Consider the following 13,929-nt stretch of genomic DNA (forward strand, 5'->3'; position numbering starts at 1 on the left):
GTCAGCTATCAGCCAACAACTGACGGCTGACGGCTGACGGCTGACGGCTGACTGCTCAGATATTAAAGACTTTCAAATAACACGAAAATTTCCAGGAGGCTTTATGGTAACTGTTCACAACTTCCGCTTTTCTCTAATGCTGTTAACGGCAATCGGCAGTGGTCTGGCCGCTGGCATCTTCTTCGCCTTTTCGACCTTTGTGATGAAGGCTCTGGGTCAGCAACCACCAGCACAAGGTATTGCTACCATGCAATCCATTAATATCACTGTGATCAATCCGTGGTTTATGATGGCATTTCTCGGAACAGCTGTTGCTTGCACATTGCTAACTATTTCGTTACTGCTGCAGTGGCATCAACCGGGTGCTGTGTATTGGCTGGCCGGTACTCTGCTTTATTTGATTGGTACCATCGGCGTGACCTTCGCCTGTAATATCCCCCTGAATGATGCCCTTGCTATCGTCACGCCAAATAGTACTGAAGCTACAACGCTATGGGCAAGATTCCTGACGGATTGGACATTTTGGAACCATGTTCGGACGGTAGCAGCATTTTTGGCAGCAATGCTGTTTACAATTTCGCTTTGCGTTCGCCCTTAGGCGGGCACGAAGTGCCATCGCAAAGGGCGATTTGGAATGACGAACGAAGCTACACTCATCCGATAGGGGAGTGTAGCTTCGTTCCAGGCTCTTTTTCTCGTTTGGCTTTCTATGTATACACAGTACCCATATAGCCTGCCAGGATAGATAATGGCATTTGCTTGGAAGTATGGATGTTTTTAGCTCAGATGTCAATACCGATACTTTTCAGCTACCAAAGTCTACCAAGATAAACTTTAGCCCGCCAATGCAAGCTGATTGCTCAGCCAGGGGGTATCTCCGCGCTTCACAAAGAAATATTCCTCGTGCGCCATCATAAAAGTGCGTCAACCAGATCCAATGTCACTACAAAACCCTTGGTTTTCGGGAAATTTGTTTAATTGAGACAAGGTCATGGCACTAATTTCATAGTTAAAGTATAGCAAATTACTTGAGGCAATGGCCAAGCTTTGTGATACTTTTGCCTACTGTCTACTAACCCCTGATTACTTACCAACTTGCCCCCCTTGCGACTTGCTGGTATGTAGCGTCTACAATAGAAGAAAGTAATAGATACTACAATTCCTCAAGAAACTTGACTACATCTGAGCCGCCAAAAAAATTAGTCATCAAAAAAATACCCCCGATTGAGCGCAAACCCCAAATCGCACTCAAGAGCTTTACTAATTCTGAGGGTGAAGTTTTCCAGTGCCAAGACCAGATTAGAGTAAAAGCACCTTGGGGAAGTAGAGCTACTGCCGAGATTACAGTCTTGTATCAGGATGAGAGTGGCAATACTTGGGCGCAATATAAGCCAAATGAATCTAACCCGAAGTGGGATTGGGAGGGAGGCTGTATCCGTGCAGAGCGACTGAGAAAAGCTTGAATCCTAGATCTGTAAATGATTCGAGCACTTATCTAGGGTAAGGCTTGACCATCTTAGTCGCCCAATACACATGAAAAACCTCTGTGACTGCTCCAGCCCGTCGAATCGTCACTGTCCCTATTTCCTGCATATCCTGAAAATAAGCTCGATAGCTATCTGTCAACTCTTGAAATCGCTCCAGAGTAACGTATAATCCATCTTTACCCAACCATTGCTCAGGCTGGAACCAGACCATAAAACCACGCATATCCTCTCCCAAGCAGGTAATTGGTGTAGAGGTCAGGGGACTAATCGCCATCGCTACGATCCCACTGATATAATACCCATTACTAAAGACAAAGCTAGACGTTTGTAATGCCTCACTCAGGACAGGAGACTCAGCAAATCCTTGTCGCAGTTGCTGAATATCAATCAGTTCTGTAGAGGGGTCATCCTTGGGAGAGACAAAACCCCCAAGTAAAGCATAGTGACCGGATTGTTGCAGTGTTCCTGTAGTGATATGCAGCAGCACAAACAATAATAAGCTAGCTATTGCTATGGCTGAACCCTTTAGCCATCGGTTTACCCAACGGCGCGATGACAGGATGTGCCCGCCGTTGGGCGAACGCATTTGCCACTGTTGCGCCTGTTGCCCTAGTAGTAAGGTTATCCCCCAAAATCCTGGCATCGGCCAAGTGGGCAAAATTTGGTGATATCCTGCTAAGAGGGTAAAGCCTAGAACTAGGGGTAGGGATACCCATAGGATCAATCTTGACTCCAATTTTGATGTCTTGCTATACCCGGTAAATTGAGCAAGTAGCGATCGCAAACTCACCCACCACATGGGCAATGCCATCGTAGGGAAAAGATAAGCTATCCCAGATAAAACTATCACTAATACATTTAGCCAATTGTAGCCCTGCTGAGGTACCTCTGGCTCTGGTTGAAAACGGGTGGATAAATGGAAAGTAAAGGATATCCAATCATGCTGTATATTCCAGTACCAAATTGGAAAAATAGTTATGATAAATAAGATTAAACCTAGCCATGTCCAAGGTGACAATAATGCACAACGATGACGTGGACTCGTTAAGCAAAAACCAACTAATCCTAAGCCTAAAACAAAGCCATGATATTTACCTAGACAAGCTAAACCTACTAAAATACCTAGGAGTGCTAACCGATAGCTAGGTCGGTATGAACCAGAGATAGGGGTTAGGGTGTGGGGGTTAGGGTGTGGAGTATTGGAATATAAACTATTGGGTTTAGTAGATAGTTTACTAGATAATTTTTTCCTTGAATGTTTCGCTCTTACGGGAAAAAATTCGTAAGCAGCACATAACAAACTAGCTGACCAGAAAAATATCAGGGGACTATCGGGTAGGGTAAGCACACCAAAGCCAATTTGAAAAATCGGAATAATGGTAGCGATCGCTAATGTCAATCGAGCCGCTTTGGTGTTAAATAGATGAGTGCTAGTCAGATACAGTAGCAATAAGCTACCTGTATACAAAATCAGGGAACCCAGACGAATAGTGAATTGGGAAACCTCTCCCGTTATCCAAGTCCCAAAGCCAGTAGTCAGGGCAACTAAAACTGGGTGATCAAAATAACTCCAGTCTAGATGCAGGGTATAGACATAGTAATAGGCTTCATCAATACCAGGGTAAAGCCAAAAAGCAATGATACACCGAAACAGTAGCCCCCCTAGCAGCCAACCAAGTACAAATTGATGTTGAGACAACCGTTTCAGGGCATTAGGCATCATAATCTATTATTTTTTAATTTTATGAGGTACAAATTACTTGATTTTAGGGAGTAGGGAGTAGGGAGTAGGGAGTAGGGAGTAGGTAGTAGGGATAAAAAAAATAATGTGTACCTCATAATTATGATAATTATTAGATTTTACAGATACTCGCGCTAAAAGACATGGTAGGTTTACTGGATTGGGGAAAACTTAGCAACAAAAGCCATGAAATTGCTTTCTATGTTTTTTAGAACTCTAACCACTAAAGAAGAGTGAAACTGGGCAAACCTTACTTCCTCAAATTCGTTTTTCCTAGCTTATCAGTGATGGATCGCTACATCGCTGCTGAACTCATCCCACCGTTTCTATTTGGTGTTGGCGGGTTTTCATCTATTGGTGTCGCTGTGGGTAGCCTGTTTGATATGGTAGTCAAAATCACTGAGTTAGGACTATCCTGGACAATTGCTGCCCAAGTCGTGGTGTTGAAGTTTCCTGAGTTTATTTCCTATGCCTTACCCATATCAGTACTGCTCGCTACACTAATAGCATATTCTCGCTTGAGTAATGACAGTGAGTTAATTGCCCTGCGCAGCTGTGGTGTGAGTTTATACCGACTAGTTGCCCCTGCTCTAGTTCTCAGCCTAATTGTCACGGGAATCACTTTCCTCTTCAATGAATTAATTGTTCCAGCCGCTAACTACCAGGCAACTATAACTTTAGAAAAAGCTCTTAATGAGGAAAAACCCGCTTTCGAGGAAAACGGTATTATCTATCCAGAGTATCACACTTTTCCCCAACCCAATGGCACAACTACTCAGACACTCAAACGCTTATTCTACGCAAATCGATTTGATGGTCAGAGCATGAAAGATATGACTGTCTTGGAGTGGTCTAATCAGGGCAAGTTGAATAAAATTATTCTATCGGAATCAGCCCGTTGGAACTCTAAGCAAAATACCTGGGATTGTTCCCATGGGTCAATTTATTTCATTAGTCCTAAAACCTCTTTTCGGAAAATAGTAACCTTTGATCATCAAGAAATTCCATTTCCTAGAGCGCCCCTTGATTTAGTCACTAAAGCCCGTGACCCCTATGAGATGAATATTCTTCAATCCATAGAAATGATCCAGTTGCTAAAGGGAGCTGGCGATCGCAAAAAACTCCGGATGCTGCAAGTGCGGATGCAACAAAAAATTGCTTTTCCATTCATTTGTATAATCTTTGGCTTAGTGGGAGCAAGCATGAGTATTCGACCTAAACGAATCAGCAAAGGGACTAGCTTTGGGGTGTGTTTAATTGTAATTTTTGGCTACTACTTACTGAGCTTTGTGATCGGAGGTTTTGGTATAGCGGGAATTCTCTCCCCAGTTCTAGCCGCCTGGTTACCTAATTTATTCGGTTTTGGAGCAGGAGGATGGTTATTGTGGCGATTGGAGGGTAATGGTTGATGGGAATTTAAAGTAGGGAGTCGGGAGTCGGGAGTCGGGAGTCGGGAGTCGGGAGTCGGGGAAATAAAATTGATTTTACCTCATAAGTACGATCGTCAGTATTCAGCCTAATACTTACATTAAATTTATCACCTTGGATGTTAATTTAAAATTCTGTTGGGATGACTATCGCTCCAGAGCGGCTTCTGCTTTCAATTGCCGGAACCTCTGTCGTGCAGGAGAAGGATTCTGTTTTTGTTCTTCTCGTTGTTGGCGGCAAAACTCTAGCCAGTCAGCTAAGTAAGCGCTGACCTCTTCTTTGTTGTGTAGATAGTAGAGAATAGTGGCATGAACCTGTTCTAAGGTAATGGTGTCAAATTGTTGGGTAATTTCTTCAGGGGCTCTGGCGCGGTAGATATATTCGTAGAGGACGCTTTCGATACCAATGCGGCTACCTTTGATGCGAATGTCGTCAGAGGCTAGGAAGTCGAAGTAGTCTTGGATTTCCATGGCAATTTGCAATTAATAAAAAAAGTTTTAAAAAAAAAATATGAGGCGCGAATACAATTTTTAAGTAGATGTAAACTACATTTAATTTTACCGTTATTATTTTTTTTAAGTCAACCTATTCGTTTATAATGGAAACGTGATTGCTAGGGATAAATCAAACTTTTGACCATTGTTTTCCTGGTAAGAATCCAATCGTTTTTTAGCATCCCCAGGATCGATATCGAGGCACGTAAGCATTAGGCTGTTCGCGTAGCGTGCGCGTAGCGCATGAGCTTAGATCTGAATGCTTACAAAATTGTTAAAATTGAAAATAATCAATGGCTATTAACCAGTTGAAATTTTCAATTTTAACTAATCCCAGTTATTCTTAAACTGCTACAGCAGTTATCTTCAGTTCAAAAATCTTATTGATTACATCTTCTACTACCCGATCAGGAGTAGACGCTCCAGAGGTTACTCCTACTACTATCGAACCAGAGGGAAGCCAATTTCGTGCTACTTCCACCTCCTGATGTAGGGGTTTATGCTCGATTTCATCAGCAGAAATAATCCGGTTGACACTGTCAATGTGATAGGATGGTAGTTGTCGCTCAATCGCAATTTCTTGCAGGTGAGTGGTATTGGAAGAATTAAAGCCACCAATCACAATCATCAAGTCTAGCTTTTCTTCCACTAGCTCCAACATGGCATCCTGCCGTTCTTGGGTGGCATCACAGATGGTATTGAAGCTTTGGAAGTGATCGTTTAAATTAGACGTACCATATTTCTTCATCATGGTGCGCTCAAAAAGTTTGCCGATCTGTTCGGTCTCGGTCTTGAGCATAGTAGTTTGGTTGGCAATCCCAATCTGCTCTAAATCCTCCTCTGGGTCAAAGCCAGCGGAGATAGCGTTTTTAAATTTATCGAGAAATTCCTCCCGGTTACCACCATTGAGAATGTAGTTGGCAACGTATTCCGCTTCTTGTAGATTTAGCACCACTAGATATTTTCCGGCAAAGGAACTCGTTGCTACGGTTTCCTCGTGTTTATATTTGCCGTGAATAATGGAAGTGTACTCTTTTTTCTTATGCTTTTCTACCGTGTTCCACACTTTGGACACCCAGGGACAGGTAGTATCTACAATCTTGCAGTCTTTGTCGTGGAGTAGCTGCATTTCCTGAACACTAGCACCAAATGCTGGTAAAATAACTACATCCCCAGCACCGACAACAGAGAAGTCTTTCTTGCCATCCTCAACAGCAATAAATCCTACTGACATTTCCCGCAAACGCTGGTTAACAGAGGGGTTGTGAATAATTTCATTGGTAATCCAGATCTGTTCATTGGGGAAGTGGGTGCGGGTTTCATAAGCCATGGCTACAGCTCGCTCTACACCCCAGCAAAAGCCAAATGCTTCTGCTAGTCGGATGGTCACATCTCCCTGTTGCAGCCGATAGTTCTTGGCACGAATCTCTTCAATCAGACTACTTTGATATTCCGATTCCAACTGAGAGGTAACTTCGGCTTCGTGACCAAATCCTTTGCGGTGGTAGTTATCTGATTTTTGGAGTGAGCGCTTGAAAGCTTTTGTATCCATGGAGCTATCTTAAGCAAATTACTTGTTAATCACTGCTATTATTAATTTACTTTCAATCAACCGTGACCTCAGTTACTATAGCAATCCTAAATAAATTCTGATAATTTTTTTTCCTACTCCCTGCTCCCTACTCCCTGCTCCCTGTCCCCTTTGCTATCGGAATAGCTAATCCTTCTTGGAGGATAAGTTCCTCAAAGATTTGTAAACCATAGCGCCAGACTAAGTAACCTTGGGGACTCAGATGCAAGCCATCGGTACTAAGCTCAGGTTGCAGGTTGCCCTGATTATCCGCAAAGAGGGGATAGAGATTTAGATAAATCGCTCCTTCTGCGTGAGCGATCGCTTTTAGCTGCTGGTTCAGATTTTGGATGCGACTGTTGGGGATAGTAAGTAAGCGATCGCGTCCTTCCCAGGTTGCCTGTTCAGCACCATGGGGCAAAATCGATTGAAGGACAATCTTAGTTTCGGTATGGGCTCGCCGCAAGTAGCGAATCGTTAGCCGTTGGTTTTCTAGAATTGCTTCATCCTTGACCCCCCGAATTAGGTCATTGATGCCAATCATCACAAAAATTGCTTCTGGCTTAGTCTGATCCAAAATATCTAAGCGCTTGAGCAACCCTGCTGAGGTTTCCCCAGACAGTCCTTGATTAAGCCAGTAGCGTTTTGGGGGTAGCAGCTTGTTGGGAAACCATAGGCTTAGAGAATCTCCCAGTAGGACTGTTAACTGTTCCGGTTCTTGATTAGCCACTACCTGAGCTTCCTTCTCCAGCAGTGCCACCCATTGTTGGTAATTTAACTGATGTCGTGGCCCTAATTCAATTACTGGCTCAGGGGTAGGATTTAAAATTCGGGTAGTCACCACAGGATGGCTAACTGGATCTGACTTTGACTGGTGATACTCACCAAGTAGTACCCAGGTCAGAGTCACAATCATAAACCCATTGGCAGCAAGGGATATTAAAGCCCAAGGTGGACAACGCTTCAATTCAATGAACAAAAAATTGGCATTATTTCCTTTCTAACATCCCTGAAGGCAAAGGTAATACCATCAGTTAACAGTTAACTGTTAACAGTTAACTGTTAACTATTAACAAAACCTAGTTAAAAGAAATCGGCCATGTCAGCAAAACGCTAAAATTCAGAGCTACTAGCCATGTCTGTAGTACTACTGAAGTTACCCATGCTAGAACTAGGGATCACACTGGATTCCTTGACAAATCCAGCGTAAGCTTCCATACCGTGTTCGGCAATATCCAAGCCTTCCAGTTCTTCTTCTGGTGTCACCCGGATACCGAGGGTTAGTTTGAGCACGAACCAGAGGATGCCACTAAACAGCACCGTGAAGCCCCCAATCGCTAGAATACCCAGGATTTGGGTGCCAAGCTGACCAGGACTACCAGCGGTGAACAGACCTGAATCTTTAGCGAAAAGTCCAACGGCTAGGGTTCCCCAGATACCATTGACCAAGTGGACTGAAATTGCCCCTACTGGGTCATCAATTTTGATGTTGTCAAAGAAGGAAACCGAGAATACAACGATGATGCCACCAATAGCACCAATAATAACTGCTGAGAAATAGCTGACATTATTACAGGGAGCCGTAATTGCCACTAATCCAGCCAAAATTCCATTGATGATCATGGACAGGTCTGGCTTACCATCTTTTAGCCAAGCCGTCAAGGTAGCAGTAATCCCACCAGCTGCTGCGGCTAGGTTAGTGGTCACCGCAATATAGGGAACTGCCTCACTAGCAGCTAGTTCAGAACCGGGATTGAAGCCAAACCAGCCGATCCAGAGAATCAAGCAACCAAGAGTGGCAATACTCATGTTGTGACCTGGGATAGCACGAGGTTCACCGTTTTCGTACTTACCGCTACGGGGTCCGAGGAAGGCAGCTCCCATCAAAGCCGCCCAGCCACCAACGGAGTGAACCACGGTTGAGCCAGCAAAGTCTGAGAATCCCATGCCACCAAGCCAACCATCACTGCTCCAAACCCAGTGTCCAGTGATGGAGTAGGATACCCCAACAATCAGGATGCTGAAAATTAAGAAGTCTAGGAACTTAATCCGTTCAGCAACCGCACCGGACACGATGGTGGCAGCAGTTCCAGCAAAGGCAGCTTGGAATAGGAAAAATACCGATATCGGTAGACCGGCTGGAAATGGATCTAACCCATAGGTAGTGGGGTCTTCACTGCTTAGGAAAAAGCCCGACAGCCCAATAAATGCGTTGCCTTTGCCGAACATAAAGGAGAAACCAATTGCCCAAAACGAAATAGTTGCTAAGGCAAAGACAATTAGGTTTTTCGCGAGAATATTAACCGCATTCTTCTGGCGGCAGAAGCCGGTTTCTAGCATTCCGAATCCGGCATTCATGAAGATAACTAGGATCGCAGCTACTAATATCCAGATAGCATTAAGAGTGCCCTGAATTTCTTCTGGGGTAGGTCCGGCACTATCCTGGGCAACAGCAGCTGTATGCCAAACTAGAACAATTATCCCTGTCAGAGGAATACAGGCGAGCCAGTAAGGGGAAAAGGATTTTGCGATCGCTTTAAATGGCTCTAAACGGGAGGCTTGGTGAGCCATAGGTCGCCTAGATTTTACTAGGGTTCCTTTGTTTTTCATTGTTCGCTGAGATTTTGAAATTGTCATAATAAGTGTTAACTTACCTCTGTTTTAGATACACTTCCTCACACTGAGAAACTTCAGTAAACAAATTGTAAAATTAGCCACCGAAACCTAAGAGTCCATCGTTTTTGAAGGACTCATCATGACCTCACCCTGCTACCTTTACATACCTGATTGCTAGATGCTAGACCCCTGTCTGCGCCAGTAATCAGGGAGTTTCTGCAGCTAAAGCCTCGTCTTAAGACAAAACCTTACAAATAACTGGGACTATAGTCAAGGGAATTAAAGCATTATTTGAAAAATTTCATTAAATATTTCTTAATGAAATTTTTAATGAAATTTTTCTGCAGGATACACCCTCTACATTGGTAGAGTTACCTGGTTAAGGGGATTTCAAAGTGCGAACGCCACTTTCTCGCACTCAGCCCGCTGTGAGATGCTGCACCTCCAACTAACGGTTTACAAATTAATCCAGTTCTAGGTTTGAGTAACCGTGTTTTATTGGTAGAAAATTGATCAAGCAATTTGGATAATATTGGTACACGATACATGGTGATCAACCTTTCGTGTAAAAGTGATTATTCCCCTAGGCTTTAGCAAGATGTCCCAACTACCACGCACTAATGCTCACGAAAGTTTGCCGATAATCCGAACTGGGTAATTCTATAGCTAAACACTCAATGGACTAGTCAACTCTAAGAAAGTCTTACGTCTTTAGAACCCCACTTACATCCTTTCGGATCAGGTGGGGTGATTGACTAATTGATCGTTTTGTCTTTGAGGTGCTTTGATCTAAGATCTTTTCCTGTTAGACTTCTGTATCAATATATACTGTTTGTTCCCAAAAAATCAGAGTATTCAAAACTAGGCAGATGCAACGTCTAGTTGGGGATCTAATTGGCTGTGGAGTTGGCTGTGGAGTTGGCCGAACGAGAATTTGACACTCCTAGGGGTAGAAACCGAACGTGGTACAACTATAAAAATGGGCATACTGTAGACTAGGCATGTATTTGATATGCTCAACGGATGAACTATGGAATTGTATAGATAAGAGCAGTGAATCGAATTGACCAGGAATTGGCAGCCTTAGAGGAAGCCATCACCAGTTTGACAAAAGAATTCCAAACAACATACTCTAACTATTTGACCTTTTTAGGTCAATGCGTTGGGCAACAGCTGATTATGGCTGCCTATCGGATTTGTACTCAAGGGTATCCTGAGTCTTTTCTAAATTTGTCGGTTAACAGTAGGCAACAGTTACAGCAATCCCTACGAAAGCTGGCTCAAGAGACTCAACAACAGTTACCATCACTCCTAGAACAGTGGCAAGAGTCAAGGTCAGCTACTACTGGTGACTTTGGTGGAGACTTTGGTAATGACTCTGGGGACTTTGGTAATGACTCTGGTGATGACTCTGGTGATGACTCTGAAATGCCTTCATCTACAGAAGACTCTCCATTTTTTAATGCTCTCACCGAGCCATCACCAGCAGCTGAGTTAAGGAGTAAACCACGAAATAGCATAGAGAAACTGGAGCAATGGCTCAAGCAATTAGAGAGTGGGATCAACAAAACAATTCAAGATGTCTCTGTGGAAACTAATCGGCTCTTGCATAAATTTTCGATTATACCAGACAAATTTCCCCAAGAAATCCTAGAAGCAGCAGCAAAAGTAGAAGCATCTGCGGTCGAAACGGCTGAATCTCCCAATATTATCAAAATAATGATGGAAACTAAAGGTGATGGCGAAACAGATGAATCCAGATTAACCCGTATTATTGCCATTAAGCTGCGTTTATCTGAGATAGAATTTGCTGACCCCAACTTGACCCCTGGACGTAATAAAATTAGAGATCTATTAGGTAAAATGAGTCAACTGAAGCGAGAGTATTACAAAAAACAGCGGCAAAAGGCAATTGCTCAAGCCGAAGCAGCATGGCGTGCCAGCTGGTTTGAGGATTAAACTGAGGTAATTACCAATGACTAATGACCAATGACCAATGACCAATGACCGAATTACCAGATTGGGTGCGATTGCAAAAAGCCCTGTCGGTAGAAGCAAGAGTTGGCTTTACTGATTTGGAAGGGAATCAATACCGCTTTAGTGAATTCCTCTGCCTCAGTTTTGGTAAGACTCCTAATGTCCTAACATCAACTGAGAAACGGCGTTGGCAGGACATCGGCAATCAGTTTGCCCGTTATTCTCAGATGACGCTACAGCAAAGGCAACATCTGGTAGCTGATACTCGCCGTTTTCTCAACGACCTCAAGCAGAACACTCAACGCCGTTTAGTTGAAAATAAATCTCAAACAGAACATCCTATGGTCAGAGTGCCTAAAACCAAGCCCTTGCTGGAGAAACAACAGGCATCATCAGAGCTTGGTAGCAAAAAAAACCTTGACCTACCACTGGCTAAGTTGGCAGGGGTGGGTAGTAAAAACAGTGAGTATTTAGCACGTCTGGGTCTGCACAAAGTGCGTGACTTGCTATATTACTACCCCCGTGATCATATTAACTATGCCCGTCAGGTTAATATGGCTGACTTAGTACCTGGTGAAACAGTCACTATCATGGGTACGGTGAAGCGCTGTAACTGCTTCAGTAGCCCCCGTAATAAAAAATTAACTATTTTAGATATAGTCTTAAAAGACTCTACTGGTCAAATTAAGCTCAGTCGTTTTTTTGCTGGCTTTCGTTACAGTAATCGTAGCTGGCAGTATCAACAAAAGCGGCGGTATCCAGTGGGAGCAGTGGTAGCTGCCTCAGGTTTGGTAAAGAAAAATAAATATGGGATTACCCTAGAAGACCCGGAACTGGAAGTATTAGAGCATCCAGGGGGTAGCATTGACTCGATGAAAATAGGTCGAGTTGTACCGGTTTATTCCCTAACAGAAGGGGTACCAGCTGACTTGGTAAGGCGGGCAATAATTGCTGCACTTCCCTACACGTCTTTGATTAAGGAACCCTTGCCAGTAAACTTTCGTAAAGAATATGGGTTGATGGGGGTTTCTGATGCGATCGCAAACATTCATTTTCCCCAAGATCCAGACACCCTTGCTGATGCTAGAAGGCGCTTAGTCTTTGATGAATTTTTCTACTTACAGCTAGGATTTCTCAAGCGCCGCCAAGCTCAGCGTAAAAGTCAAAGCAGTGCGGTTATGGCTCCGATTGGTAAACTCTTTGACCAATTTAATCAACTGCTTCCGTTTGAATTAACTGGGGCTCAGACACGAGTCATCAATGAAATTCTCAAGGATATGGAATCAGAGACACCCATGAATCGGTTGGTCCAAGGAGATGTTGGTTCCGGTAAAACTATTGTGGCAGTTTATGCTATTCTAGCCGCCATCCAATCGGGGTACCAAGCCGCTTTGATGGCTCCTACTGAAGTATTAGCTGAACAGCACTATCGTAAGTTAGTAAATTGGTTCAATTTACTACACCTTCCCGTTGAATTACTAACAGGTTCCACTAAAGTTTCCAAGCGTCGAAAAATTCATTCCGAGCTAGAAACAGGAGAACTTCCTTTGTTGGTCGGAACCCATGCTTTGATTCAAGACCCAGTGAACTTCAACAATTTGGGTTTAGTAGTGATTGATGAACAGCATCGCTTTGGGGTAAAACAACGGGCTCGTTTACAGGAAAAAGGTCAATCTCCCCATGTGCTGACTCTGACCGCCACACCAATTCCGAGAACCCTAGCGCTAACCCTCCACGGGGATTTGGATGTGAGTCAGATTGATGAATTGCCCCCTGGTCGTCAGAAGATTCAGACCACTGTGCTAAGGGCTAAAGAGAGGAAACATGCCTATGACCTGATTCGTCGAGAAGTGGCTCAAGGACGGCAAGCTTATATGGTATTGCCCTTAATTGAGGAATCGGAAAAATTAGATTTACGCTCAGCAATTGAGGAGCATAAACGACTTTCTGAAAGTATATTTCCAGAATTTAAAGTTGGGTTACTTCATGGTCGGATGAGTTCAGCCGATAAAGATAAAGCGCTCAGTGCCTTTCGGGATAACAAGAGCCAAATTATTGTTTCAACTACCGTGATTGAAGTGGGTGTGGATGTACCCAATGCTACTGTAATGATGATTGAAAATGCAGAACGGTTTGGGTTATCTCAGTTACACCAATTACGGGGTCGTGTCGGTCGAGGTTCTGACAAATCTTATTGTCTTTTAGTCAGTGGTTCTAATACTGAAACAGCCAGACAACGTTTGGGGGTATTAGAACAGTCCCAGGATGGCTTTTTTATCTCAGAAATGGATATGCGTTTTCGTGGTCCTGGGGAAGTTTTAGGTAAGCGCCAATCCGGTTTAGCAGATTTTGCTCTAGCTAGTTTGGTAGAAGACCAAGAGGTATTAACTTTGGCCCGGGATGCAGCCGAAAAGATTATTCTTCAGGATGAGATATTGGAGAATTACCCTTTAATGAAAGTTGAGTTAGAGTATCGGTATCAGTGGTTAATGGATGGGACGATTATGACTTAATTTACCATAGAATTGTTTCAGAATTAGGGAACAGGGAGTAGGGAGTAGGGAGTAGGGAGTAGGGAGTAGGGAGTAGGGAGTAGGGAGTAGGGAGTAGGGAGTA

10 protein-coding genes are annotated in these 13,929 nt (G+C 43.6%); 5 read left to right on the plus strand and 5 right to left on the minus strand.

Going from position 1 to position 13,929, the window contains the following annotated elements; all coding sequences use genetic code 11:
- The first annotated feature begins 103 nt into the window (after positions 1–103).
- Together BJP37_RS29920 and BJP37_RS29925 are read left to right on the plus strand one after the other, a co-directional pair.
- Positions 104–598 carry an anthrone oxygenase family protein gene (locus BJP37_RS29920; protein ID WP_075904343.1) on the plus strand — a complete coding sequence of 165 codons (495 nt, stop codon included), beginning with the start codon at positions 104–106 and terminating at the stop codon, positions 596–598.
- A gap of 574 nt (positions 599–1,172) precedes the next feature.
- Positions 1,173–1,463, plus strand: coding sequence for a hypothetical protein (locus BJP37_RS29925; RefSeq protein WP_075904345.1), 291 nt, complete (start codon positions 1,173–1,175; stop codon positions 1,461–1,463).
- A 28-nt stretch (positions 1,464–1,491) separates the two neighbouring features.
- On the opposite strand, the gene BJP37_RS29930 is transcribed toward BJP37_RS29925, so the two are convergent.
- The gene (locus tag BJP37_RS29930; protein WP_075906597.1) at positions 1,492–3,207 is read right to left on the minus strand and encodes an ArnT family glycosyltransferase; all 1,716 of its coding nucleotides are present in this window, start codon (positions 3,205–3,207) and stop codon (positions 1,492–1,494) included.
- A 254-nt stretch (positions 3,208–3,461) separates the two neighbouring features.
- On the opposite strand from BJP37_RS29930, the gene BJP37_RS29935 reads away from it, so the two are divergent.
- On the plus strand, positions 3,462–4,637 hold the full coding sequence (locus tag BJP37_RS29935; protein ID WP_330359473.1) for an LptF/LptG family permease: 1,176 nt from the start codon (positions 3,462–3,464) through the stop codon (positions 4,635–4,637).
- A 165-nt stretch (positions 4,638–4,802) separates the two neighbouring features.
- On the opposite strand, the gene BJP37_RS29940 is transcribed toward BJP37_RS29935, so the two are convergent.
- The 4 genes from BJP37_RS29940 to BJP37_RS29955 all read right to left on the minus strand — a co-directional run bounded on the left by BJP37_RS29940 (position 4,803) and on the right by BJP37_RS29955 (position 9,291).
- Positions 4,803–5,126, minus strand: coding sequence for a DUF433 domain-containing protein (locus BJP37_RS29940; protein ID WP_075904350.1), 324 nt, complete (start codon positions 5,124–5,126; stop codon positions 4,803–4,805).
- A gap of 367 nt (positions 5,127–5,493) precedes the next feature.
- Positions 5,494–6,702: a 4-hydroxy-3-methylbut-2-enyl diphosphate reductase gene (locus tag BJP37_RS29945; RefSeq protein WP_075904352.1), complete on the minus strand. Its 1,209-nt coding sequence runs from the start codon at positions 6,700–6,702 to the stop codon at positions 5,494–5,496.
- 127 nt (positions 6,703–6,829) lie between these two features.
- Entirely contained in the window at positions 6,830–7,699 is an 870-nt protein-coding gene (locus tag BJP37_RS29950) for a GDSL-type esterase/lipase family protein (RefSeq protein WP_075904354.1), read from the minus strand.
- A gap of 134 nt (positions 7,700–7,833) precedes the next feature.
- Positions 7,834–9,291, minus strand: coding sequence for an ammonium transporter (locus tag BJP37_RS29955; RefSeq protein ID WP_075906599.1), 1,458 nt, complete (start codon positions 9,289–9,291; stop codon positions 7,834–7,836).
- 1,098 nt (positions 9,292–10,389) lie between these two features.
- Between BJP37_RS29955 and BJP37_RS29960 the strand changes: the two genes are divergently transcribed.
- On the plus strand, positions 10,390–11,295 hold the full coding sequence (locus tag BJP37_RS29960; protein WP_081431379.1) for a hypothetical protein: 906 nt from the start codon (positions 10,390–10,392) through the stop codon (positions 11,293–11,295).
- A gap of 44 nt (positions 11,296–11,339) precedes the next feature.
- Positions 11,340–13,826 (plus strand): ATP-dependent DNA helicase RecG, encoded by a 2,487-nt coding sequence (recG, locus tag BJP37_RS29965; protein ID WP_075904358.1) that lies wholly within the window; start codon positions 11,340–11,342, stop codon positions 13,824–13,826.
- The last annotated feature ends 103 nt before the right edge of the window (positions 13,827–13,929 follow it).

The sequence above is a fragment of the Moorena bouillonii PNG genome (assembly GCF_001942495.1).
Classification (GTDB): Bacteria; Cyanobacteriota; Cyanobacteriia; order Cyanobacteriales; family Coleofasciculaceae; genus Moorena; species Moorena bouillonii.